This is a genomic window from Streptomyces sp. NBC_00083, assembly GCF_026343295.1.
GTDB lineage: Bacteria > Actinomycetota > Actinomycetes > Streptomycetales > Streptomycetaceae > Streptomyces.
Window position 1 is genome coordinate 1,337,833 of record NZ_JAPELY010000001.1, and the last position, 21,262, is coordinate 1,359,094.

Sequence of the window (21,262 nt, forward strand, 5' to 3'; positions counted from 1 at the left end):
GACCGGCCGGCGTCAGGTGCGCTTGCGGAACTTGGCGACGGCGAGCGGCGCCATCACCAGGGTGATCCCCGCCGACCACGCGAGGGTCATCAGCGCGGAGTGGGCGACCGGACCGCCGGTGATCAGGCCGCGGGCCGCGTCCGCGAGGTTGGAGAGCGGGTTGTAGTCGGTGAAGGACTGGAGCCAGCCCGGCATCGTGGTCGGCTTGGCGAAGATGGACGAACCGAACTGCAGCGGCATCAGCACGAGCATGGCCACTCCCTGGACGGCCTGGGCCGTCTTCATGGTGAGTCCGAGCAGGATGAAGATCCACATGAGGGACGCGCCGAACACCAGCGACAGACCGACGGCGGCGAGCAGGCCCCACACCGACGTGCTGACGCTGAAGCCCAGGATGAAGCCCATGATCAGCAGGATCGTGGTGGCCACGACCATGCGGCCGACCTCGACGATCATCTTGGCGATGAGCACGGACGACCGGGCGATGGGCATCGTCCGGAAACGGTCCATGACGCCCTTCTTGAAGTCGTCGTTGACGCCGGTGCCGACCGCCATCGCGATGTTGAGGCCCATCATCGCCATCAGGCCCGGCACCAGGTAGTTGACGTAGGCGCCCTGGTTGCCGTCGCCGAACATCGCGCCGCCGAAGACGTACACGAAGAGCAGCACGAAGATGATCGGCATCAGGACGGCGTCGAACATCGACTCCGGGTCGGCCTTGATCTGGAGCATGTTGCGGCGCGCGAGGGCGCCGATGTGGCGCAGGTTGGCGCGCAGGCCGATCCGCGCGTCGTCGGACCCGGTGGCCGGCCGCGGAGCCCGGGGGGTCTGCTGGGCCGGCACGGTGACAGCGGTGGTGGTGGTGCTCATGCCGCGACCTCCTCGGTCTCACGGGTGGCGTCCTGGGCGTCGGCGGTCTTGTGGCCGGTGATGGCCAGGAACACCTCGTCCAGGCTGGGCAGGTGGGTGCCTATGTGGGCGATGCCGTAGCCGTGCGCCACCAACAGGCCGACGACCGCGGTCAGTTGCTCGTCGCTGAGGATCGGCACGTTGAGCATGCTCTCGTCGGGCACGACCTGGGTGCCCGAGACGCCGGCGAGGCCCGCCTCGGTGACGGCCCGCGCCATCGCGCCCAGCTGCTCCGGGTCGGTGGGCCGGATCTGCAGGGTGCGTCCGCCGACGCGCGCCTTCAGCTCGTCGACCTCGCCGTTGGCGATGACCCTGCCGCGGTCGATGACGGTGAGCTCGCTCGCGAGCTGCTCCGCCTCCTCCATGTACTGCGTGGTCAGCAGCACGGTGGCGCCCTCGGCGACCATCCGGCGCACCTCGTCCCACACCTCGTTGCGGGTGCGCGGGTCGAGGCCGGTCGTCGGCTCGTCCAAGTAGAGGACGGCCGGGTGGCCGATCATGGAGGCGGCCAGGTCGAGCCGGCGCCGCATGCCTCCGGAGTACGTCATCGCGGTCCGCTTGGCGGCCTCGGTGAGCGAGAAGCGCTCCAGGAGCTCGTCCGCGCGGGAACGGGCCTCCTGGCGCGACAGGTCGAGCAGCCGGCCGATCATGTACAGGTTCTCGCGGCCGGAGAGCTTCTCGTCGACCGAGGCGTACTGCCCGGTCAGGCCGATGGTGCGGCGCAGCTGGCGGGGCTGCTTCACCACGTCGTAGCCGGCCACGACGGCGGTGCCGGCGTCCGGCACGAGCAGGGTGGACAGGCAGCGTACGAGCGTGGTCTTGCCGGCGCCGTTCGGTCCGAGCACACCGAGCACGGTGCCCTCGCGGACGTCCAGGTCGACGCCGTCCAGCGCCTTGGTGGAGCCGAAGTGCTTCACCAGCCCCCGTACGGAGACGGCGGTGCCGGCGGCGGCGCCGTCCCCGTTGCTGCCGGGCTTCTTGTCGATTCGCGTCATGGACACCAAGGTGCCAGGCGCCGCCGACAATCCGCCGACAGGCGGCCGACAGACGACGGACAGCCCGCCGATGGGGGAAGTCGGCGGACTGTCGTCGTGACCGCAGTGGCTGGTGGGCCGCCGGTGACCGGCGGCCGCTGCGCCTAGTGGAAGGTGTGCTCCTCGGCGGGGAACGACCCGCCGACGACCTCTCCCGCGAAGGCCTTCGCCGCGTCCCCGAGGGACTGGCGCAGGTTGGCGTACTGCTTGGTGAAGCGGGGGGTCTTCCCCGGCGTGAGACCCACCATGTCGGTGTAGACCAGCACCTGCGCGTCGCAGCCGACGCCCGCGCCGATGCCCACCGTCGGGATGTGCAGGCTGCGGGTCACCTCGGCGGCGAGCTCCGCGGGGACCAGTTCGAGGACGATCGCGAAGGCGCCCGCGTCCTGGACCGCCTTGGCGTCGCGCAGCAGCCGGTGCGCCGCCTCGTCGCCGCGGCCCTGCACCCGGTAGCCCAGGGTGTTCACGGACTGCGGGGTGAGGCCGATGTGGCCCATGACCGGGATGCCGGAGTCGACGAGCAGCCGGATCTGCTCGTGGCTGCGCTCACCGCCCTCCAGCTTGACCGCGCCGACGCCCGCGTCCTTGACCAGCCGCATGGCGCTGCGCAGCGCCTGCACCGGGCCCTCCTGGTACGAGCCGAAGGGCAGGTCGGCGACGACGAGGGCGCGCGAGGTGCCCCGTACGACGGCCGCGGACAGCATGGTGATCTCGTCGAGGGTGACCGGGACGGTCGTCTCGTACCCGAGGTGGCAGTTGCCCATCGAGTCGCCGACGAGCAGCACCGGGATGCCGGCCTCGTCGAAGACCGAGGCGGTCATCGCGTCGTAGGCGGTGAGCATGGGCCACTTCTCGCCGCGCGCCTTGGCGCCCGCGATGTCGTGGACGGTGATGCGGCGGGTGCCCTTGCCTCCGTACAGCGCCTTGGGATCGCTGCTGTCGGAAGCCTTCGGGTTCTGGGCAGCCTGAACGTGTTGCGTCATCGCAACGGCTCCTGTTCGTCATCTCGAAGCGCCCTCACGGCGTCTCCGGACCACATCCATGGTGGCATCCCGTGCCCCCTGCCGGGAAGTGGGTGTGACACGAACCGAACCGGCCACCCGGCCGCGCCGATGTCCGAAAAGTAAAGACCTCGCTATACGGCCCGATACGAGACGGCACCGTATCGGAATTGATTTACGCTGGTGCACATGTCAACCACGCCTACCGCGTCCGGCGCACCGGCCGCTCCCCGGATACCCGAAGCCGTCCACCGCCGACGCTGGGCGATCCTCGCCGTCCTGATGCTCAGCCTGCTGATCGTCGTCCTGGACAACTCCATCCTCAACGTCGCCGTCAAGACGATCGCGAGCCCCGCGCCCACCGGCCTCGGCGCCACCCAGAGCGAGCTGGAGTGGGCGATCAACGCCTACACGCTCGTCTTCGCCGGACTGCTCTTCACCTCGGGCCTGCTCGGCGACCGGCTCGGCCGCAAGAAGATCCTCCTCTTCGGCATCACCGTCTTCGGCCTCGGCTCGGTGCTCGCCGCGTTCTCGAACTCCCCGGACCAGCTCATCGCGTTCCGCGCCCTGATGGGCCTCGGCGGCGCCTTCGTGATGCCCGCCACCCTCGCCGTCCTCATGAACGTCTTCGAGCGCGAGGAGCAGCCCAAGGCGATCGGCATCTGGGCCGGCGGCGTGGGCCTCGCCATCGCGATCGGCCCGATCACCGGCGGTGTCCTGCTCCAGCACTTCTGGTGGGGCTCGGTCTTCCTGGTCAACGTGCCGGTCGTGATCATCGCCCTGATCGCCATGGTCGTGCTCGTACCGGACTCCAAGGACCCCAACCCCGGCAAGCTCGACCCGGTCGGCGTGCTGCTGTCCGTGGTCGGCCTCGTCCTGCTGGTGTACGGCATCATCCACGGCGGCGAACTGGCCGACTTCACCGATCCGACCGTGCTCGCCACGATCCTCGGCGGCATCGCGGTCCTCGTCGGCTTCGTCTTCTACGAGAAGCGCTGCGACCACCCCGCCATCGACATCGGCTACTTCAAGAAGCCCGCCTTCTCGGCCGCCGTCGTCGCCATCGCGCTGACCTTCTTCGCGCTGATGGGCGTGACCTTCTTCTCCGTCTTCTACATGCAGAGCGTGCGTGGCTACAGCGCCCTGCAGTCCGGGCTGCTCATTCTGCCGCTCGCCGCCGCCCAGATGATCTTCGCGCCGCGGGCCCGGCTCGTCGTCGACCGGTTCGGCGCGCGCGCCGTCTGCACCGCGGGACTGATCCTGGTCGCCATCGGGCTCGCCGCCTTCGGCCTGTTCGACGCGAACACCCCGATCTGGCTGATGGAGGTCGTCTTCTTCCTCCAGGGCACCGGAATGGCCCACATCATGCCGCCCGTCACCGTCTCCATCATGCAGGCGCTGCCGCGCGAGAAGGCGGGCTCCGGCTCGGCCGTCAACAACACCTTCCGCCAGGTCGGCGGCGCGCTCGGCGTCGCCGTGCTCGGCTCGCTGCTCTCCACCGTCTACCGCGGCGACATCGAGGGCCACCTCGGCGCCGTCCCCGAAGGGGCGCGCAAGGCGGCCGGCGAATCCATCGAGGCGACCCTCGGCATCGCCGAGCGGATGGGCCCCGCCGGCAAGGCCCTCATCGGCCCGGCCGACGACGCCTTCATCCACGCCATGCACATCACCGCCCTCGCCTCCTCCGGGGTGGCCCTGCTCGGCGCGGTCGTCGTCGCGCTGTTCCTGCCGCCGAAGCCGCCCGCGGCGAACTCCCCGAAGGCGCAGGACCGTCCCACCGAGGCCGCCCGCCGGTAGCGCGGGAGCCTCCGGGACAATCGGGGGGTCGACGAGAAGCGGAGCGGGCGTGACCCTGATGGACCACCAGCACAAGGACGGCGGACCACGGCGCGGGCGGCCCCGCTCCGAAGCCGTGGAGCGGCAGATCCTGGAAGCCGTGATCGCGCTGCTGGAGGAGGGCGTACCGCTCGCCGGCCTCTCCATCGAACGCATCGCCCGCACCGCCGGCGTCGGCAAGGCCACCATCTACCGGCGCTGGGCCGGCAAGGAGGAGCTGTACGTCGAGGTCGTCCAGTCCATGGAGTCGCCGAGCCCCCCGCTGCCCGGCGACTCCCTGCGCGGCGACCTCGTCGCCACCGTCGACAACGTGCGGGTGCGCGGCGCGGCCAAGCGCTCCTCCGCCCTGCTGCACAACGTCTTCGCCCAGATGCAGAGCTATCCCAAGCTCTGGTCCAAGTACCACAGCCTGGTCGTCGATCCCCGCCGCCGGCTCCTCGACGAGGTGCTGCGGCGGGGCATCGCCAGCGGCGAACTCCGCGCGGACCTCGACGTCGACCTCGTCGGTGACCTCCTGGTCGCCCCGATGCTGGTGCGCACCCTGTGGCGGCCCGACGCCGAACTGCCGGGACCCGAGGTCGCCGAGCACATCGTCGACGCCGTCCTCGAAGGGCTGCGCCCGCCCCGTTGAATATGCGCGTTGTGTCACAGGGCCCCGCGCACGGCTCCGACCTGGAACCCGGCACCCCGCCCGCTCGTCCTGCTGGCAGTGGAGATGTCGTGCGAGGAGCGCGACCGCAAGGAACGCCGCCCCGTTTTCGCCTAGGGTCGAACAGCGGGGAACGGTGTGCGAGAACAGCAGTGAGGACAGCGGTATGGCGCGGGCGTACATGACGGAGACGGGCGACGGAAGCGCGGAGGACGAGCGCACCCGGTCCCGGTTCCAGCGCCTGCTCGACGGCTGGCGCGGCGATCCCGGCATCTGGCGCCGGGGTATCGCGGTCACGGCCATCGCCGTCGTCATCACCCTCGTGATGATCCTGCACTCGCACATCCCCAACTCGGTCGGCAACCTCGGCTCGCTCTCCGAGACCTTCCTGCCCTGGCTCGGCGTGTTCGTGCCGGTCCTGTTCGGCTTCGCGCTGTGGCGCCGCTCGGCGACCGCCCTCATCGCGCTGCTGCTCCCGACCATCGTCTGGCTCAACATGTTCGGCGGACTGCTCACCGACAAGCAGAGCGCGGGCGGCAACCTGATCGTGGCGACCCACAACGTCAACGCCGACAACCCCGACCCGGTCGGCACCGCCCGGCAGGTCGCCGCGTCCGGCGCGCAGGTCGTCGCCCTTGAGGAGATCCCGGGCGACAAGGTCGACACGTACAAGAAGGCGCTCGCGGACCTCTACCCGTATCACTCGGTGCAGGGCACCGTCGGCCTGTGGTCCAAGTACCAGCTGAGCGACAGCCGTCCGGTCGACATCAAGATGGGCTGGACGCGGGCGATGCGCTCCACCGTGAAGACCCCGACCGGCGATGTCGCGGTGTACGTCGCCCACATGCCGTCGGTCCGGGTCAAGCTGAACGCGGGCTTCACCGCCAACCAGCGGGACAACAGCGCCTACACGCTCGGTGAGGCAATCTCCGCCGAGCAGAACCAGAAGGTCATCCTGCTCGGCGACCTCAACGGCACGATGAACGACCGCTCCCTGAACAACATCACCGCCCAGATGCGCTCCACGCAGGGCGCGGCGGGCGACGGCTACGGCTTCAGCTGGCCGGCCGCGTTCCCGATGGCCCGCATCGACCAGATCATGGTCAAGGGCATCCAGCCGAAGTCGTCCTGGACCCTGCCGAGGACCGGCAGCGACCACCTGCCGGTCGCGGCCCGCCTCCAGGTCTGAGGCCCGGCCCGCGCGCGGCGCCCCGCCCGCCGTGGCCGACGTGCGGGCGCCCGCCGCCGCGCCGATCATGGGCCCATGACGACCACGGACGCCTCCGACGAAGAACTCGCCACGGACGAGGGCACCACCCGGCGGTTCATCTCCTGGGTGACGCTCGGCCTCATGACGACGGCGTCCGTCGCGAGCCTGCGCCCCTCGCCCTCCATGGCCATCTACGGCCTCGCCGCGATCTTCCTCTACCTGCTGCCGGCCGTCGTGTTCCTGCTCCCGACCGCCCTGGTCGGCGCCGAGCTGGCCTCCGGCTGGACCGGCGGCATCTACCGCTGGGTCAGCGAGGCGCTCGGCAAACCGCTCGGATTCCTCGCCGTGTGGTGCCAGTTCGCCATGACGATCGCGTACTACCCGAGCCTGCTCGCCTACGTCGCCTCGACCTTCGCGTACGTCATCAACCCGCGCCTCGCCGAGAACGGGCCCTACGTCGCCGTCGTCATCGTGGTCATCTACTGGACCGGCGTGTGGATCTCCTCCCGGGGCACCAGGACCGTCGCCGGGCTCAGCTCCCTCGGGCTCGTCATCGGCACGCTCGTCCCGGGTGTGGTCCTCGTCGCCCTCGGCGTCGTCTTCCTCGGCCAGGGCAACCCCTCGGCCGCGCCCATGAGCCCCTCGCACTGGCTGCCGCCGTGGACCGGGCTCGCCAGCCTCGTCCTGATCGTCAACAACTTCCTCTCGTACGCGGGCATGGAGATGAACGGCGTCCACGTGTCCTCGCTGCGCCGGCCCAAGCGCGAGTACCCGAGGTCGATGTTCCTCGCGACCGGCCTCGTGCTGCTGATCTTCATCCTTCCGGCCCTGGCCATCTCCTGGGTGATGCCGGCCAAGGAGCTGAGCCTCACCGCCGGTCTGATGCAGGCCTTCCAGGCGTTCTTCGACCACTTCCACATCGGCTGGATGACCAGGGTCGTCGGCGTGATGCTGGTGGCGGCCGCGCTCGGCGGCATGCTGACCTGGCTCGCGGGCCCGGCCAAGGGCCTGGTGCTGCTCTCACGCCAGGAGGGGTACCTGCCGCCTTTCCTGCAGCGGCTGAACAAGTACGGCACCCCGCGCAACGTCATGGTCGCGCAGGGCGTCGTCACCACCCTCATCGGCATCCTGTACGCGTTCAGCGGCGACGTGTCGAGCGCGTACTGGATGTTCTCCGTCATCACGGTGCAGATCTATCTCATCGCCTACCTGCTGATGTTCGTCGCGGTGGTCCGGCTGCGCAGGACGCAGCCGGAGGTGGAGCGCGGGTTCACGGTGCCGGCCGTCGCGTGGGTCGCGGGCATCGGGTTCGTGGCGTCGGTGGCTGCCCTGTGCATCGGGTTCGTGCCGCCGGACCAGTTCGGCGACCAGCCGCTCTGGCGCTACCTCCTCATCGTCGGCGGCGGCCTCCTCGTGCTCGGCCTGCTCGCGCCGCTCGCCTTCCTGAAGTTCCGCAAACCCGGCTGGGTGCATCCGGACCACCGGTGACCGTGCGCCGCCCCGGTACGCTTGGCCCCACTATGTCCCCGAGCGGTGTGCGCCCCCGGCCCGTGGCGGTGCTGCTCGCGCTCGGCGCCCTCGCCTACACCGCCTGGGTCCTCGAACTCCTCGTCCAGACCGGCCTCGACCCGATCCGGGCGTACGTGAGCGAACTCGCCGCCGCCGACCAGCCGCTCGGCGGCCTCTTCCGCGCGACCGACCTCGCGGCGGGGGTGCTGGTCCTCGCCGCCGCGGCGTGCGCCCTCGCCCGCTGCGACCGGCGGCCCTGGTCCCTCGCCGGCTGGTGCGGGCTCGCGCTCTTCGGCGCCGCCACCGCCCTCGACTCCCGGCTCCCGCTGAGCTGCGCCCCCACCGCCGACCCGGTGTGCCAGGCCCGCGAGACGGCCGGCCTCGTCCCCGCGACGCACACCGCGCACGCGGTGAGCAGCAGCCTCGCGATGACGGGCGCGCTGGTGGGCGTCGTGGCCCTCACCGTCGCGGCCCGCCGCTACCGATGGTGGCCGCCGCTCGGTACGCGCCTCGGCCCCGCCCTCGTGGGCCTCGAACTCCTCGCCACGGCCTGGACGCTGGCCTCGGTCGCCGCCTTCCAGGCCGGCCGGGGCACCTGGGCGCTCGGCGCGGGCCAGCGCCTCCAGGTGCTGCTCGTGGCGCTCTGGCTCGCGGTCCTGGCGTGGAGCGTGGCGGGCGAGCGGCGGACGCGGTGAAGGGCGGCCCGTTCCTGCGGGTGGGCGGCGTGGCCCACCACGTCGTGGCCGAGGGGGCCGGGCCCGTGGTGGTGCTCAGCGCGGGGCTCGGCATGAGCTGGTTCGACTGGGACCCGGTGGTGCCGCTCCTCGCCCCGCGCCACACGGTCGTACGGTTCGACCGCCCCGGGCACGGGCTCTCCGGGCCGGCGCTCGTGCCGCCGAGCGCGGCGGGGGAGGCGCACCGGATCGCCGGGATCCTCGACGCGCTGGGGCTCGCCGGGCCCGCCACGGTGGTGGGGCACTCCATCGCGGGGTTCCACGCGGAGGCCTTCGCGCGCCTGTACCCGGCCCGTACGGCGGGGCTGGTCCTGGTCGACTCCAGCGTCGAGGAGCACGCGCGCCCTCCGGCCGCCGCCGGTCTCAGGCTCGCCCTCGCGCGGGCGCTCGGCTCGGCCCTGTGCGCGGCGGGGGCGCCGGCCGCGCTCGGCCCCGCGGCGCGCCGGGCCACCGTGCGGATGTCCCGTACGGGGGGCGGGGATCCGGCGCCGCGGGAGCTGGTGCGGGGGTGCTATCGCACGTCCAGGGTGCTGCGGGGGATGGTCCTCGAGAACGCGCGCTATCACGCGGTGGCGGCGGAACTGCTATGCCTGCGAAGGGAGTTCGCGCTTTCCGCGGGGCGGCGCGTCGTGCTGGCGGGCGGTGCGGGCGGGGCGCGCTGGGTGGCCCGGCAGCGGGGGCTCGCCGGGGCGCTGGGGGCGGCGTTCCTCCTCGCGGAGGGGGCGGGGCACCTGGTGATGCTGGACGCGCCGGCCCGGACCGCCGAGGCGATCTCCCCCACCCCGCCCCTCCCCGAAACCCTCCGGGGGTGAAGACACCCTGGGGCTCCGCCCCAGACCCCGGTTCGCGCCTGAAGGGCGCTCGTCCTCAATCGCCGGACGGGCTGAGGATGCGCATGCAGCCCGGCACGGAGTAGCTCAGGGCACGGGACCGGCCGACCGGGCTGAGGATGCGCATGCAGCCCGGCACGGAGTAGCCAGGGGCGCGGGGAACTGCGCGAGAAGCGACCGTGGCCCGCAGGGGGCAGCGCGTCGGGGTGGGGGGGGAGACGACTCCGCCCCCGGTCGCGGTGAGTGCGCGGCCGGGGGCGGGGCGGGTGACCCGGGTTACCGGGTCAGCGGCGGAACGGGTTGGCGTACGAGGCGACGTAGCCGGGGGCGGGCGAGCCCACGCCCGTCACGTCGTCGTAGCCGCGCGTCGCCACCAGCGAGCTGTCCTTGCCGAGCGTACGCACCGAGGTCAGCAGACCACCGGACGCGTCCACGCTGTTGGCGAAGTCGACACGGGCGACCGCGAGGTTGCGGGAGGCACCCAGCGGGTGGTCCGTCACGTCGTGGTAGAGCCGCGAGTCGAAGCGCTCGTAGATCGACGGGTTGGCGAACCCGATCGGGGAGCGCTTGGCCTGCTGGGCGAGGGCCTGGATGCCCGCGGTGACCGGCGCGGCCAGCGAGGTGCCGCCGATGCGGTACTCGTCGTACTTCACCGACCCGTCGGGCCACGACTGCGTCTGGCCCACCAGGAACCCGGTGTTGGGGTCGGCCACGGCCGCGATGTCCGGAACCGTACGCATCCGGGTCGCGCCGTTCGCCTTCGCCAGCGCGTCCGGCACGATGCCGTGCTGGTAGTACGGCTGCTTCACGGTGGAGCTGGTACCGCCGCCCGCGCCGCTGGTGTAGGCGCCCGGGAAGTTCACCCAGCTCTTGCCGTCGGCGGAGAGCGAGGCCTTCTCGGTGCCCCAGCCGGTCTCGAACTGGTACTTGTCGTTCTTGCCGACCGCCAGCGAGGTGCCGCCGACCGCCGTCACCCACGCCGAGTTGGCCGGGGTGTCGACCTGCTTCTTGCCGGTGTTGGCGACCTCGTCGCCGTTGTCGCCGGACGAGAAGTAGAAGCCGATGCCCTCGATCGCGCCGAGCTTGAACGTCTGGTCGTACGCGGCCGCGGAGTCCGGAGTCTCATTGGCCTCGATGTCGCCCCACGAGTTGGAGACGATGTCGGCGAGGTGCCGGTCGACGACCTTGTTGAGGGAGTCGAGCAGATCCGGGTCGTTGCAGGACGCGCCGCCCACGTAGACGATGTTCGCGTCCGGGGCGACCGCGTGCACGGCCTCGACGTCGAGGGACTCCTCGCCGTACCAGCCGGACGCCTTGCACTCGTCCACGCTGTTGTAGTCCGCCGGCAGGACCTCGGTGTACTGGCCCGTCTTGTAGGGCTTGTCACCGTTGCGCTTGGCGTACTTCGCGGCGTCCGACGCCATGGTCGGCGAGGCGTACGCGTCGGTGATCGCCACCGTCACGCCCTTGCCGGTGTACTTGCCCGCGCCGTACGCCGCCCGCAGCTGCTCGCCGGTGTACCCGTGAACGGCGTACGGGATCTTCGTGCCGTACGCGTCCGGCAGGGTCTTGGCGATGTTGGAGCCGTAGTACGTGGAGAACGGCCCCGCGTTGCGGAAGCCGTCGCCCGGCCCCGGAAGGGTGTCCTGGTGCGACGACTGGTGCGGCGCGTTGTCCAGGCCCGTCACCGTCAGAACGGCACCCCGGAGCGCGTTCGGCGCGGAGGCGTTCTTGGAGGGGGCGTGGTAAGTCCGGCCCGACTTGCGGTAGTTGCGCAGCTGCGTGGCGAACGCCTTCTGCGCCGTGGCCGCGTCGCCGGACACCGAGACGTAGTGCTGGTTGGAGCCCGTGATGGTCAGTCCGGACGACTTCAGCCACTGGGTGACCGCGTCGATCTGCTCCTTGGTCGCGCCGAAGCGCTGCTGCGCCTGAGCGGCGCTGAGGTACTTGCCGTACGACGCCGACTGCGGGTCGGACACGGCCGCGGCGTATGCGTCGAGGCCCTTCGCGTCCCGCCCTGCGAGGTACACCCGGGCGTTGACCTTGGTGGACGTGGCCGTGGCGCCCTGGTCGGCGGAGCCGGTGGCCCAGACGGGCTGGGTGCCCGCGAGGGCCGCCCGTCCGCTCGGGACCGGGTCGGCCGCCTGGGCGGACGGTATGCCGAGGGCGAGCGCGCCGGCGAGCAGTGGCAGTGTCGCTGCCATGCTCACTCCGGCGCGCCGCCTGGCGCGGCTGGTTCTCATGTAACCCCCTGCGTGAGGTCTTCGCCTGCTGTACATGCGCTGTCGGATGCGCGCATGTAATGCGTCACTCTTGTCAGGAACGGTTCATGCGGGGGGCATGTGATCACCAAGAAACGCCAAAGAGCGTTTGCGCACGGTCAGTTGGAACGCGGCGAAGCGCCCCTTTTCCTCAGCATCTGTGCCATCAGGTCGATTTCCGACTGCTGTGCGGAGACCATCCCCTGCGCGAGCCGCCTCTCCGGACCCACCGTGCACCGCTCCACACAGCCCTGCGCCATGTGGATGCCGCCCTTGTGGTGCTCGGTCATCAGCTGGAGGTAGAGCACCTCGGCGTCCTTGCCGCTGAGCCCCCGCAGCCGGTCGAGGTCGGTGGTGGTGGCCATCCCCGGCATCAGCGCGCCGTCGGCGCCCGGCTCCATGCCCATCCCCATCCACGCCATGGGCAGCTGGGACGCCTCGTTCTTCGGCAGTCCCCACAGGTCGAGCCAGCCGAGCATCATGCCCCGCTGGTTGGCCTGGGTGTTGGCGATGTCGTACGCGAGGCGCCGTACCTCATCGTCCGAGGTGCGGTCGCGCACGATGAACGACATCTCCACCGCCTGCTGGTGGTGGGTCGACATGTCACGCGCGAACCCCGCGTCGGCCGAAGTCGAGCCGGGGGTACGAGGGTTGGGCTCGGCGGTGGCCCGGTCGCCGCCCGCGGCGACGAGCACCGCGGCCGCCGCGAACACCAACGCGAGCCCGAGGGCGGCGAGAAGGCCCCAGGAGCGGCGGCTCACCGCGCGTCCACGCCGCCGGTGCACGGGGCGCCCGGCTCGGGTGTCTGCGGGCCCTGCACGTACGCCGTGAAGAACTGGTTCACCCGGGGATCGTCCGCGCCGTCGACGGTGACCTGCCTGCCCCAGGCGCTCAGCATGATCGCCCCGGCCTGGCCGCGGTACGGGCTCATCAGCGAGTACGGCGTCGACGACACCTTGGCGGCCAGCTTCCGCACATCGGCGGCGGACGCCTTGTCGGTGTACGTCACCCACACCGCGCCGTGCTCCAGGGAGTGCACGGCGTTCATGTCGGGCACCGGCTGCTGGTAGACGTCACCGCCGCAGTTCAACCACACCGGGTCGTGGTCGCCGCCCACCGGCGGCTTCATCGGATAGCTGACCTTCGTCGTCACGTGGTTGCGGGTCAGCTTCGTGACGTCCCAGTCCTTCTCGCCCGCGATCGCCGGAGCGCCGCCCGGGGCCGGGGCCCCGGCCTGCGCCTCGGTCCCGGTCGAGGCCTGAGCCGCACCGCCCTTGGCGGCGGTGTCGTCCGACGCGCTGAACTCGTACACGCCGAAGCCGACCAGGCCCGCGACGGCTATGACGGCGGCGGTGACGGAGGAGACCGCCACGATCCTGCCGCGCCGCCGCCGGGCCTGCTCGGTGCGGCGCAGCTCTTCCATGCGGGCTCTGCGGGCGGCGTTGGGGTCGTTCTGTACGGCCATGGGTGCGTGACGTCCTTCTGTGCGGGGGAGTGGCGGAACGGTCCGGTGCGGCACGGCGGCCGCGGGGACCGCTAGGTCCGCAGCACCTGAAGGACGTGCAGGCCCGGAGCGCGCGGCCGGGCCCCCGGACGTACACCGGCGCCCTCCGCGCGGAGGGCCACGGGGCGTACGCCATGGGCGGCGGCCTGGGCCGGCGGTTCGGGCGCGGGTGCCGTGAGCACGGCGGGGACGGCGTGCGGGAAGAGCCCGCAGCCGTCCTGGTCGTAGGGGCAGCCGTACTGGGCGGGCCCGCCGGCCAGGACGTCCGGGTGGTGGCGGGACGGATCCGCGCCCTCACCCCCGCCGGCCGCGAGACAGATGAAGAGCGCGGCGAGCAGCACGGCCAGGGCGCTCAGCAGCGCCACGGGACGCGTGGTGCGCGTGAGCCGCACTTCCCCCATGGGCGCAGATGGTAGGGGAGGGGCCGGCGCGCGCGGCGGACGGGGTGCGCCGCACGGCCGGAAAGCGCCGCCGCGCCGAGGGGCCGCTTTCCCGGCCGGCGGGCGGCGGGCGGCGCCGCACCGGCCGGTCTCCTCATGCGCGAAGGACGCGGGGGCACACGCGGGGAGGGGACGTGCCGTAGGTCATACCGGGTGCGTAATGTGGAGGTAATCCCGCGGCTCGATACTGAGGATTCCCCCGCCGTCCCCGGGTTGGTCGGGGCAACGGTGCACAGGCCGTCTGAACTGCAAGGATGTGGCTATGGACAAGCAGCAGGAGTTCGTGCTCCGAACCCTGGAGGAGCGCGACATCCGGTTCGTGCGCCTGTGGTTCACCGATGTGCTCGGCTTCCTGAAGTCGGTGGCGGTCGCCCCGGCCGAGCTGGAGCAGGCCTTCGACGAGGGGATCGGCTTCGACGGCTCGGCCATCGAGGGCTTCGCCCGGGTCTACGAGTCCGACATGATCGCCCGGCCCGACCCGTCCACCTTCCAGATCCTGCCGTGGCGCGCGGAGGCCCCGGGCACGGCCCGCATGTTCTGCGACATCCGGATGCCCGACGGCTCCCCGTCCTTCGCCGACCCCCGCTTCGTCCTCAAGCGCATCCTCGCCAAGACCTCCGACCTCGGGTTCACCTTCTACACCCACCCCGAGATCGAGTTCTTCCTCCTGAAGGACAAGCCGCTCGACGGCACCCGCCCGGTCCCGGCCGACAACTCGGGCTACTTCGACCACACTCCGCAGAACGTCGGCATGGACTTCCGCCGCCAGGCGATCACCATGCTCGAATCCATGGGCATCTCGGTCGAGTTCAGCCACCACGAGGGCGCGCCCGGCCAGCAGGAGATCGACCTGCGCTACGCCGACGCGCTCTCCACGGCCGACAACATCATGACGTTCCGCCTGGTCATGAAGCAGGTCGCACTCGAACAGGGCGTGCAGGCCACGTTCATGCCGAAGCCGTTCTCGGAGTACCCGGGCTCGGGCATGCACACCCACCTCTCCCTCTTCGAGGGCGACCGCAACGCGTTCTACGAGTCCGGCGCGGAGTACCAGCTCTCCAAGGTGGGCCGCTCCTTCATCGCGGGCCTCCTCAAGCACGCCGCCGAGATCGCCGCGGTCACCAACCAGTGGGTCAACTCCTACAAGCGGATCTGGGGCGGCTCGGAGCGCACCGCGGGCGCCGGCGGCGAGGCACCCTCGTACATCTGCTGGGGCCACAACAACCGCTCGGCCCTCATCCGCGTCCCCATGTACAAGCCCGGCAAGACCGGCTCGGCCCGCGTCGAGGTCCGCTCCCTCGACTCCGGCTGCAACCCCTACCTCGCCTACGCGCTGCTCCTCGCGGCCGGCCTCAAGGGCATCGAGGAGGGCTACGAACTCCCCGAGGGCGCCGACGACGACGTCTGGGCCCTCACCGACGCCGAACGCCGCGCCATGGGCATCGAGCCCCTCCCGCAGAACCTGGGCGAGGCGATCGGCCTGATGGAGCGCAGCGAACTGGTGGCCGAGACCCTGGGCGAGCACGTCTTCGACTTCTTCCTGCGCAACAAGAAGTCGGAGTGGGAGGAGTACCGCAGCGAGGTCACGGCCTTCGAGCTGCGGAAGAACCTGCCGGTGCTGTAGGGCGGTTCGGGGTGGGCCCGTGGGTCGTCGGCGGCGGGCCCGCCGCTGGTGGCCGGGTCCGTCAGAGTCGGGCCGCGTGGCGGTCGAGTGCGGAGCGCAGGCCGTCGATGTCGTGGGTGCCGCGCTTGGGCAGGATCGTCAGGGTGGCCGCGTTCTTGTCGGGGCCGAACAGGACGAAGAGCTCGGGGGTTTCGACGTATCGGGTCGTCGCCTGCCAGGTCAGGGTGGTGGCCGCGTGCTGATGGGCGACGGTGACGCCGGCCGCGGAGACGGTCGAGCGGTACTCGCCGTTGCGTTCGTTGAGCTTGTGGAACTGACGGGCCTGGAGGCGCGGGCCCAGGACCGTGAGCGCCACGAACACGACCGCTCCCAGCAGGAGCGGCAGGGGGAAGCTGTCTCCTTCCACCAGCGTCAGGATCATGCAGATCAGGACCAACGGGCCGCACACGAGCGTGATGACGCGCTGGCGGCGGGCCGCCTTCGAAGCCCTTCTGCGGGCGACGAGGGCCTCCTTGAAGTCCTTGACGGTCAGCCGGTAGGAGAGCCGGGCCTCATCCGCCGTGGCCGCCGCCCGATCGTCCGTGTTCCCGAGCCCGTTTCCGTACCCGTTCCCGTTCCCGGCCCCGTACATCTGTCCCCCTGGCTGATCCCCGTGATGAGTCGGCGCATTCTAGCCACGGGACGGCGAGCGGCAGCGGTCCGGGTGGGCGGGTGCCCCGGCTTCTGGAAGGCTGTGCGCACGGCCCGTCACGGCCTCGGGCGGGGGCACTTCCTAGGATGAGGCGCCAGCAGACCGAGCAAGGGACCCGCCATGCCATTCGTCATCGTCGAATACTCCGAGCGCCTCGCCGACACCTTCGACCGGCGGGCCTTCGCCCGTGAGGTCCACGCGGTCGCTCCGGGGCTGATCAACGCGCCCGTCGAGGCGTTCAAGAGCCGGTTCCGGCGGATCGAGGAGTCCTTCTTCGCCGTCACCGACGAGGACATCGACGCCGTCTTCATCGAGGTGGCGATCGGGTCGGGGCGCACCCCGCAGGCGGTCGAGCGCCTGAGCGAGACCGTCCTGGAGATCGCGCGCAAGCATGTGACGGGGGTCGAGGGGCGGCGGCTCCACATCTCCGTCGAGTCCCGCGAGATGGAGCGGGACTTCTTCCGGTCCCACAAGGAGTAGTCCCCGGGTCGTCCCCGCGTGGGCCCCGGGTCAGTTCAGGAAGGCCGGGGCGAGCCCCGCCGTCAGCAGACGGCGGGGCTTTCCCGTGCCGTCCGCCGGGACCGTGTACAGGTCGGTGCCGTAGTCCCCGGCCAGGGCGTAGACGACCGTGTGGTCGTCCTGCCAGACCGCCTGGTCGTCCACGCTCCTCGGCTCCGCGAGCGCGGTCTCGCGCAGCGTCGCGAGGTCCAGGGCGTACAGCCGCCAGGGGGCGTCGGCGGGCAGGCCCGCCACGCGCTTCTTGTAGACGATCCGGGTGCCGTCGGGGGAGAGCGAGGGGCACTCGACGTTGGTGTGGAGCGCGGTCACCGTGCGTGCCGCGAGGTCGCCCCGCACGAGGTAGGTGTGGCCGCCCGTCGCCATCGTCGCGTAGAAGTGCCGGTCGTCGGCGGCGAAGGTGACGCCCCAGAAGTTGGTGTCGGCGGCATGGTGCTCCTTGCCGTCGAGGTACGCCGTGAAGTCTTCGAGGGACGAGGTGAGATGGCCCGTCCGGGTGTCGAGGACCGCCGTGCGCGTGGAGAAGTTGGTGCCCGCGTACGAGTCGCCGCCCACGAACACCGTCCACGCCGCCCAGTGCCCGCTCGGCGCGACCCTGGCCCGGGTCGGGATGCCGGGCAGGCTGTAGTGCGCGCGCTCCTTCAGCCCGGCGTCGAGCACCACCGCGCGGTACGAGTCCGTCATCGCGCCGCGCTCCGCCTGGAGGCAGATGCCGGTGCCCGCCGCCGCGTAGAAGCGCAGGCACTTCACGCCGGAGGCGGTGCGCGGGCCCGCCGGGTCGGCGGCGCTCACCGTGGCCAGCTCGTCGCGGTGCGGGCCCCACGCCATGGAGCGGAACACGATGCGGGGAGTGGTGGCGGACGGCTTCAACGACACCGGTCCCGCGGTGACTTGGGGACCGCCGGCCTGCGCCTGGTTCTTGCGGTCCTCGCGGCCCGCCGCGTGCAGCACGGACGCGACGGCGACCCCCGCCAGGACGGCGAGGGCCGCGAGGAGGACGATGATCTTGTTGCGCAGGGTCAAGGCCGGTCTTCCTCGCGGGAGTTGGCGGATTCCGGGGAGCGGGTGGTGGGGCGGAGCAGGAACGCGGCCGTCGCGCAGGCGGTCAGGGCGGCCGCCGCCGTGCCGATGGCGGTCCGGTCGCCCCACGCCGTCCAGGCCGCGCCGAAGGCGATGGAGCAGGCGAAGCGGGCCAGCGCCTGGCCGGTCTGGATCAGCGCCAGCCCGGACGAGCGGAGCGGGGCCGGGACCGAGCCGGCCGCCGCCGCCATCAGCACGCCGTCGGTGGCGGCGTAGAACCCGCCGTGCAGGGCCAGCGTGAGGAAGGGCAGGGCCGGGCTCTGCCAGCCGGTCAGGAGCAGGACGTACGCGAGGAGCAGGGCCGCGTGGCCGCCGAGGAACACCTGCCACCTGCCCACCCGGTCCGCGAGCCGTCCGAGCGGCACGGCGAGCAGCAGGAAGGCGGCGGCGGTGCCCAGCGGCAGCAGCGCGAACCACCGGTCGGGCACGCCGAGCCGGTGCTGGAGCAGGAGGTAGACGAACGAGTCGCTCACCGTGGCCAGGCCCAACAGCAGTGCGGCGAGCGCCAGTCGGCGTACCGGGCGGACCCGCAGGAGGGCCAGTGCTCCGGTGAGCGAGGGCCGGGGCGCGTCGTCGGGGAGGGCGGCGGCAGGGGTGCGCGAGGGGACGAAGAGGAGCAGGACGAGCACGCCCACGGCGGCCACGCAGAAGCTCACCGTGAACACCGCGTCGTAGCCGTCGGCCGCCTGGCGCAGGATGAGGAACGCGGTCAGCGGGCCGAGCATGGCCCCCGCCGTGTCCATCGCCCGGTGCACCCCGAAGGCCCGGCCGCGCGCCTCCGGCGTGGAGGCCAGCGAGATCAGGGCGTCGCGCGGCGCGGTGCGCAGCCCCTTGCCGGTGCGGTCGACGGCGAGCACCGCCCCGATCGCCGGGAGTGAACTCACCATCAGCAGAAGGGGTTTGCACAGGGCGGACAGTCCGTAGCCGAGCGCGGCGACCGTCTTGTGGCGCCCGCCGCGGTCGGCGAGATGGCCGCCGAGGAGGCGCACGAGCGCGCTGAAGCCGTTGTACACGCCGTCGAGCAGGCCGAAGCCGAGCGGGGAGAGACCGAGGCCGGTGACCAGGTACAGCGGGAGGACGGCGGTGACCATCTCCGATGAGATGTCCGTGATGAGGCTGACCGTGCCGAGCGCCAGCACGGTGGAGGCGACGGCCGAACGCCGCCCGGAGCCGGTCCGGGCGGCGTCGGCAGGTGCGGCGGGGGTGCCGCGACTGTCCGCTACGTACACGTCAGCTGGTCCAGATCCCCGTGATGTCGGTGGAGTTGGCGGCCTGCCCCGCGTGTGCGGTGCCGTACATGTCCTCGATGGTGCGCAGCAGGTTGTAGTGGTTGTACGTCGTCGGGGACGAGGACCCCGGCGTCACCTGCTGGCCGTAGAGGACGGTGGGGATCTTGTTGCCGGCGAGCCGGTTGTCCTCGTCGAAGGTGATGACGAGGAGGCTCTTGTGGGTCTTGGCCCAGGTCGCGTACGCGCCGAGGTTGTTCTTCAGCCAGGTGTCACCGCTGGAGACCGAGCAGTCGTGCATGTCGCTGCACAGGTTCGGCGTGACGAACGAGACCTGCGGCAGCTGGGTGTAGTCGCTGGGGAACTGGGCGAAGGTGTACGCCGAGGAGGTCGGCACGTTCGAGAAGCCGAACCACGGGTTGTGCTTCTGCGCGTACTTGCCGCTGGTGCACTTGGTCGAACCCTGGCTGGGGAGCGTCTCGTTGTAGCTCGCCCAGGTCTTGCCGGCGGCGATGACCTCGGACGCGAGGTTGGGCGCGGAGGAGAAGCCGGGTGTGACGCAGCTGTCGTCGGTGACGCCCTGCGTGGAGCCGGAGAACATCGCGTAGTAGTTGGGCTGGCTCGGGTGGGTCTCGGCGTACGAGGCCGGGAGGCTGGCGCCGCCGGACTTCAGCGAGTTGATGTACGGGGCGCTCGAGCTGCCGATGACCTGGTTGTAGGCGTGGTTCTCGAAGACGACGACCACCACGTGGTCGGGGGTCGGGACGCTCGCCGCTGCCTGCGCGGACGGCGCGGAGCCGAGGCCGGCCCACACTCCGGCGGACGCGGCGGCGAGGCCGAGGGCGCTGAGCAGAGCGGTACGGGAACGGCGCTGAGCGGGGTCGCCGGACACGGCTACCTCCGGGGTGAGGGGGGCGGGCGCGTGCCGGTCGGGGCGCGGCCCTGGGGGCGGGGGTGCGCCCGGCTGCGGGCGCACCCAGAGGTTAGGGGTGTGCATGTCAACTCGGAAGGGGAAGGCGGGTGAAGACCCGGGGAACGTCCGGTGCACTCGGCGGCGGCTTCCCCGACAAACACACCGGGCCCCCTACGGTGGGGTGAATGACCAGCTCCACCTCCCACCCCGGTCCTGGCAGCCCCCGAACCCCCGACCGCAGCCCGTTCTTCGACAACGCCAAGTTCCTGCTGATCGTCCTGGTCGCGCTCGGCCACAGCTGGGAGGAGGTCATCACCGCGGACACGCCGGGCCTCAGAGCCCTGCACAACCTGGTCTACTGCTTCCACATGCCGGCCTTCATCCTGCTCTCCGGCTACTTCTCCCGCAGCTTCACCGCCCGGCCGGACCAGATCCGCCGGCTGCTCAGCGGCGTACTGGTCCCGTACCTGATCTTCGAGACGCTCTACAGCGTCGTCTACCACTGGGTGCGCGGCACGGACCTCGCGATCACACCGACCTCGCCGACGTATCTGTGCTGGTTCCTCATCGCCCTGTTCGTCTGGCGGCTCACCACCCCGATATGGCAGGCCGTGCGGTACGCGCTGCCCATCGCCTTCGTCGTCTCGCTCGCCGCGGGCATGACCGCGGTCAGCGGTGAACTGGCGCTCTGCCGGGTGCTGATGTTCCTGCCGTGGTTCGTCCTCGGGCTGCGGCTGCGCCCCGAACACTTCGCCAGGCTGCGCACCCGCGCGGCCCGCGTGATCGCGCTGCCGGTCTTCGCCGGTGCCTTCGCGCTCGCCTACTGGCTCTCGCCCGCCCCGAGCGACGACTGGCTGTCGTCGGACGCCGACACCACCGTGCTCCAGGTGTCGCCCGTGCGGTATCTGCTGCTCAAGCTCGCCCTGTTCGCGGTGACCGCGCTCCTGGTGGCGGCCTTCCTCGCGCTGGTGCCGGGGCGGCGCACCTGGATCACCGCGTTCGGCGCGGTCACCCTCTACCCGTATCTGCTGCACGGGCTCCTGGTCCGGATCGCCGAACACTACGGATTCTTCCGGACCGTGAGGACGGCGGGGCTCGCGGGGCAGCTGGGGCTCACCGCACTCGTGGTGGCGGTGGTGGTGGTGCTGTCGACCAAGCCGGTACGCGTGCTGGTCCGGCCCCTGGTGGAGCCGCGCCTGCCGGGGTGGCTCGTGCCGAAGACGCCGACGCCCGCACCGGTCACCGTGCCGACGGCGGCGGCCGAGCGCGAGAAGAGCCTCGCGCGCTGAGGGGCC

General features: G+C 71.5%; 20 protein-coding genes. 9 read left to right on the top strand and 11 right to left on the bottom strand.

All coding sequences use genetic code 11. From position 1 onward, the window contains the following. Window positions 1-12 precede the first annotated feature (12 nt). From OOJ98_RS05795 to panB, 3 genes are all read right to left on the bottom strand, one after another. A complete protein-coding gene (locus OOJ98_RS05795; RefSeq protein ID WP_267053522.1) occupies window positions 13-870 on the bottom strand; it encodes an ABC transporter permease in 858 nt (285 codons plus the stop codon). Next, entirely contained in the window at window positions 867-1,904 is a 1,038-nt protein-coding gene (locus OOJ98_RS05800; protein WP_267053523.1) for an ATP-binding cassette domain-containing protein, read from the bottom strand. The genes OOJ98_RS05795 and OOJ98_RS05800 overlap by 4 nt, the downstream gene beginning before the upstream one ends. Window positions 1,905-2,047: 143 nt before the next feature. Further along, the gene (gene panB / locus OOJ98_RS05805; protein ID WP_267053524.1) at window positions 2,048-2,926 is read right to left on the bottom strand and encodes a 3-methyl-2-oxobutanoate hydroxymethyltransferase; all 879 of its coding nucleotides are present in this window, start codon (window positions 2,924-2,926) and stop codon (window positions 2,048-2,050) included. 207 nt (window positions 2,927-3,133) lie between these two features. On the opposite strand from panB, the gene OOJ98_RS05810 reads away from it, so the two are divergent. The 6 genes from OOJ98_RS05810 to OOJ98_RS05835 all read left to right on the top strand — a co-directional run bounded on the left by OOJ98_RS05810 (window position 3,134) and on the right by OOJ98_RS05835 (window position 9,694). After that, a complete protein-coding gene (locus tag OOJ98_RS05810) occupies window positions 3,134-4,741 on the top strand; it encodes an MFS transporter (RefSeq protein ID WP_267053525.1) in 1,608 nt (535 codons plus the stop codon). Between the two features lie 58 nt (window positions 4,742-4,799). Further along, on the top strand, window positions 4,800-5,411 hold the full coding sequence (locus OOJ98_RS05815) for a TetR/AcrR family transcriptional regulator (RefSeq protein WP_267055535.1): 612 nt from the start codon (window positions 4,800-4,802) through the stop codon (window positions 5,409-5,411). A gap of 184 nt (window positions 5,412-5,595) precedes the next feature. After that, window positions 5,596-6,618 carry an endonuclease/exonuclease/phosphatase family protein gene (locus OOJ98_RS05820; protein WP_267053526.1) on the top strand — a complete coding sequence of 341 codons (1,023 nt, stop codon included), beginning with the start codon at window positions 5,596-5,598 and terminating at the stop codon, window positions 6,616-6,618. Window positions 6,619-6,693: 75 nt separating this feature from the next. Next, the gene (locus OOJ98_RS05825; protein ID WP_267053527.1) at window positions 6,694-8,127 is read left to right on the top strand and encodes an APC family permease; all 1,434 of its coding nucleotides are present in this window, start codon (window positions 6,694-6,696) and stop codon (window positions 8,125-8,127) included. Between the two features lie 32 nt (window positions 8,128-8,159). Next, window positions 8,160-8,843, top strand: a complete 684-nt coding sequence (locus OOJ98_RS05830; protein WP_267053528.1) for a DUF998 domain-containing protein — start codon at window positions 8,160-8,162, stop codon at window positions 8,841-8,843. Next, on the top strand, window positions 8,810-9,694 hold the full coding sequence (locus OOJ98_RS05835; protein WP_267053529.1) for an alpha/beta fold hydrolase: 885 nt from the start codon (window positions 8,810-8,812) through the stop codon (window positions 9,692-9,694). The genes OOJ98_RS05830 and OOJ98_RS05835 overlap by 34 nt, the downstream gene beginning before the upstream one ends. Before the next feature lie 302 nt (window positions 9,695-9,996). On the opposite strand, the gene OOJ98_RS05840 is transcribed toward OOJ98_RS05835, so the two are convergent. From OOJ98_RS05840 to OOJ98_RS05855, 4 genes are all read right to left on the bottom strand, one after another. Beyond that, entirely contained in the window at window positions 9,997-11,916 is a 1,920-nt protein-coding gene (locus OOJ98_RS05840) for a protease pro-enzyme activation domain-containing protein (RefSeq protein WP_267053530.1), read from the bottom strand. A gap of 176 nt (window positions 11,917-12,092) precedes the next feature. After that, window positions 12,093-12,734 carry a DUF305 domain-containing protein gene (locus OOJ98_RS05845; protein ID WP_267053531.1) on the bottom strand — a complete coding sequence of 214 codons (642 nt, stop codon included), beginning with the start codon at window positions 12,732-12,734 and terminating at the stop codon, window positions 12,093-12,095. Then, complete coding sequence (locus OOJ98_RS05850; RefSeq protein WP_267053532.1) at window positions 12,731-13,438, bottom strand: DUF3105 domain-containing protein; 708 nt, start codon at window positions 13,436-13,438, stop codon at window positions 12,731-12,733. The genes OOJ98_RS05845 and OOJ98_RS05850 overlap by 4 nt, the downstream gene beginning before the upstream one ends. A 71-nt stretch (window positions 13,439-13,509) precedes the next feature. Then, on the bottom strand, window positions 13,510-13,878 hold the full coding sequence (locus tag OOJ98_RS05855; RefSeq protein WP_267053533.1) for a hypothetical protein: 369 nt from the start codon (window positions 13,876-13,878) through the stop codon (window positions 13,510-13,512). Between the two features lie 301 nt (window positions 13,879-14,179). Here OOJ98_RS05855 and OOJ98_RS05860 point away from each other — a divergent pair, with 301 nt between their 5' ends. Then, window positions 14,180-15,541, top strand: a complete 1,362-nt coding sequence (locus tag OOJ98_RS05860; RefSeq protein WP_267053534.1) for a glutamine synthetase family protein — start codon at window positions 14,180-14,182, stop codon at window positions 15,539-15,541. Window positions 15,542-15,602: 61 nt separating this feature from the next. Here OOJ98_RS05860 and OOJ98_RS05865 read toward each other — a convergent pair whose 3' ends face one another. Beyond that, window positions 15,603-16,172, bottom strand: a complete 570-nt coding sequence (locus OOJ98_RS05865) for a hypothetical protein (RefSeq protein ID WP_267053535.1) — start codon at window positions 16,170-16,172, stop codon at window positions 15,603-15,605. Between the two features lie 180 nt (window positions 16,173-16,352). Here OOJ98_RS05865 and OOJ98_RS05870 point away from each other — a divergent pair, with 180 nt between their 5' ends. Beyond that, window positions 16,353-16,712 (top strand): 5-carboxymethyl-2-hydroxymuconate Delta-isomerase, encoded by a 360-nt coding sequence (locus tag OOJ98_RS05870; RefSeq protein ID WP_267053536.1) that lies wholly within the window; start codon window positions 16,353-16,355, stop codon window positions 16,710-16,712. 30 nt (window positions 16,713-16,742) lie between these two features. Here OOJ98_RS05870 and OOJ98_RS05875 read toward each other — a convergent pair whose 3' ends face one another. The 3 genes from OOJ98_RS05875 to OOJ98_RS05885 are packed head-to-tail and all read right to left on the bottom strand — an operon-like array spanning window position 16,743 to window position 19,946. Beyond that, window positions 16,743-17,771: a TolB-like translocation protein gene (locus OOJ98_RS05875; protein WP_267053537.1), complete on the bottom strand. Its 1,029-nt coding sequence runs from the start codon at window positions 17,769-17,771 to the stop codon at window positions 16,743-16,745. Then, window positions 17,768-19,057 (bottom strand): MFS transporter, encoded by a 1,290-nt coding sequence (locus tag OOJ98_RS05880; protein ID WP_267053538.1) that lies wholly within the window; start codon window positions 19,055-19,057, stop codon window positions 17,768-17,770. Before OOJ98_RS05880 ends, OOJ98_RS05875 begins: the two co-directional genes overlap by 4 nt. Before the next feature lies 1 nt (window position 19,058). Further along, entirely contained in the window at window positions 19,059-19,946 is an 888-nt protein-coding gene (locus OOJ98_RS05885; protein WP_267053539.1) for an alkaline phosphatase family protein, read from the bottom strand. A 206-nt stretch (window positions 19,947-20,152) separates the two neighbouring features. On the opposite strand from OOJ98_RS05885, the gene OOJ98_RS05890 reads away from it, so the two are divergent. Then, window positions 20,153-21,256: an acyltransferase family protein gene (locus OOJ98_RS05890; protein WP_267053540.1), complete on the top strand. Its 1,104-nt coding sequence runs from the start codon at window positions 20,153-20,155 to the stop codon at window positions 21,254-21,256. Window positions 21,257-21,262: the final 6 nt, after the last annotated feature.

What these genes read in the sequence shown, in the direction of transcription:
- OOJ98_RS05890 (WP_267053540.1), top strand. Translation starts at nt 20,153, where the DNA reads ATGACCAGCTCCACCTCCCACCCCGGTCCTGGCAGCCCCCGAACCCCC.
- OOJ98_RS05870 (WP_267053536.1), top strand. Translation starts at nt 16,353, where the DNA reads ATGCCATTCGTCATCGTCGAATACTCCGAGCGCCTCGCCGACACCTTC.
- OOJ98_RS05855 (WP_267053533.1), bottom strand. Translation starts at nt 13,878, where the DNA reads ATGGGGGAAGTGCGGCTCACGCGCACCACGCGTCCCGTGGCGCTGCTG.
- OOJ98_RS05850 (WP_267053532.1), bottom strand. Translation starts at nt 13,438, where the DNA reads ATGGCCGTACAGAACGACCCCAACGCCGCCCGCAGAGCCCGCATGGAA.
- OOJ98_RS05865 (WP_267053535.1), bottom strand. Translation starts at nt 16,172, where the DNA reads ATGTACGGGGCCGGGAACGGGAACGGGTACGGAAACGGGCTCGGGAAC.
- OOJ98_RS05800 (WP_267053523.1), bottom strand. Translation starts at nt 1,904, where the DNA reads ATGACGCGAATCGACAAGAAGCCCGGCAGCAACGGGGACGGCGCCGCC.
- OOJ98_RS05795 (WP_267053522.1), bottom strand. Translation starts at nt 870, where the DNA reads ATGAGCACCACCACCACCGCTGTCACCGTGCCGGCCCAGCAGACCCCC.
- OOJ98_RS05860 (WP_267053534.1), top strand. Translation starts at nt 14,180, where the DNA reads ATGGACAAGCAGCAGGAGTTCGTGCTCCGAACCCTGGAGGAGCGCGAC.
- OOJ98_RS05840 (WP_267053530.1), bottom strand. Translation starts at nt 11,916, where the DNA reads ATGGCAGCGACACTGCCACTGCTCGCCGGCGCGCTCGCCCTCGGCATA.
- OOJ98_RS05820 (WP_267053526.1), top strand. Translation starts at nt 5,596, where the DNA reads ATGGCGCGGGCGTACATGACGGAGACGGGCGACGGAAGCGCGGAGGAC.
- panB (WP_267053524.1), bottom strand. Translation starts at nt 2,926, where the DNA reads ATGACGCAACACGTTCAGGCTGCCCAGAACCCGAAGGCTTCCGACAGC.
- OOJ98_RS05825 (WP_267053527.1), top strand. Translation starts at nt 6,694, where the DNA reads ATGACGACCACGGACGCCTCCGACGAAGAACTCGCCACGGACGAGGGC.
- OOJ98_RS05810 (WP_267053525.1), top strand. Translation starts at nt 3,134, where the DNA reads ATGTCAACCACGCCTACCGCGTCCGGCGCACCGGCCGCTCCCCGGATA.
- OOJ98_RS05815 (WP_267055535.1), top strand. Translation starts at nt 4,800, where the DNA reads ATGGACCACCAGCACAAGGACGGCGGACCACGGCGCGGGCGGCCCCGC.
- OOJ98_RS05830 (WP_267053528.1), top strand. Translation starts at nt 8,160, where the DNA reads ATGTCCCCGAGCGGTGTGCGCCCCCGGCCCGTGGCGGTGCTGCTCGCG.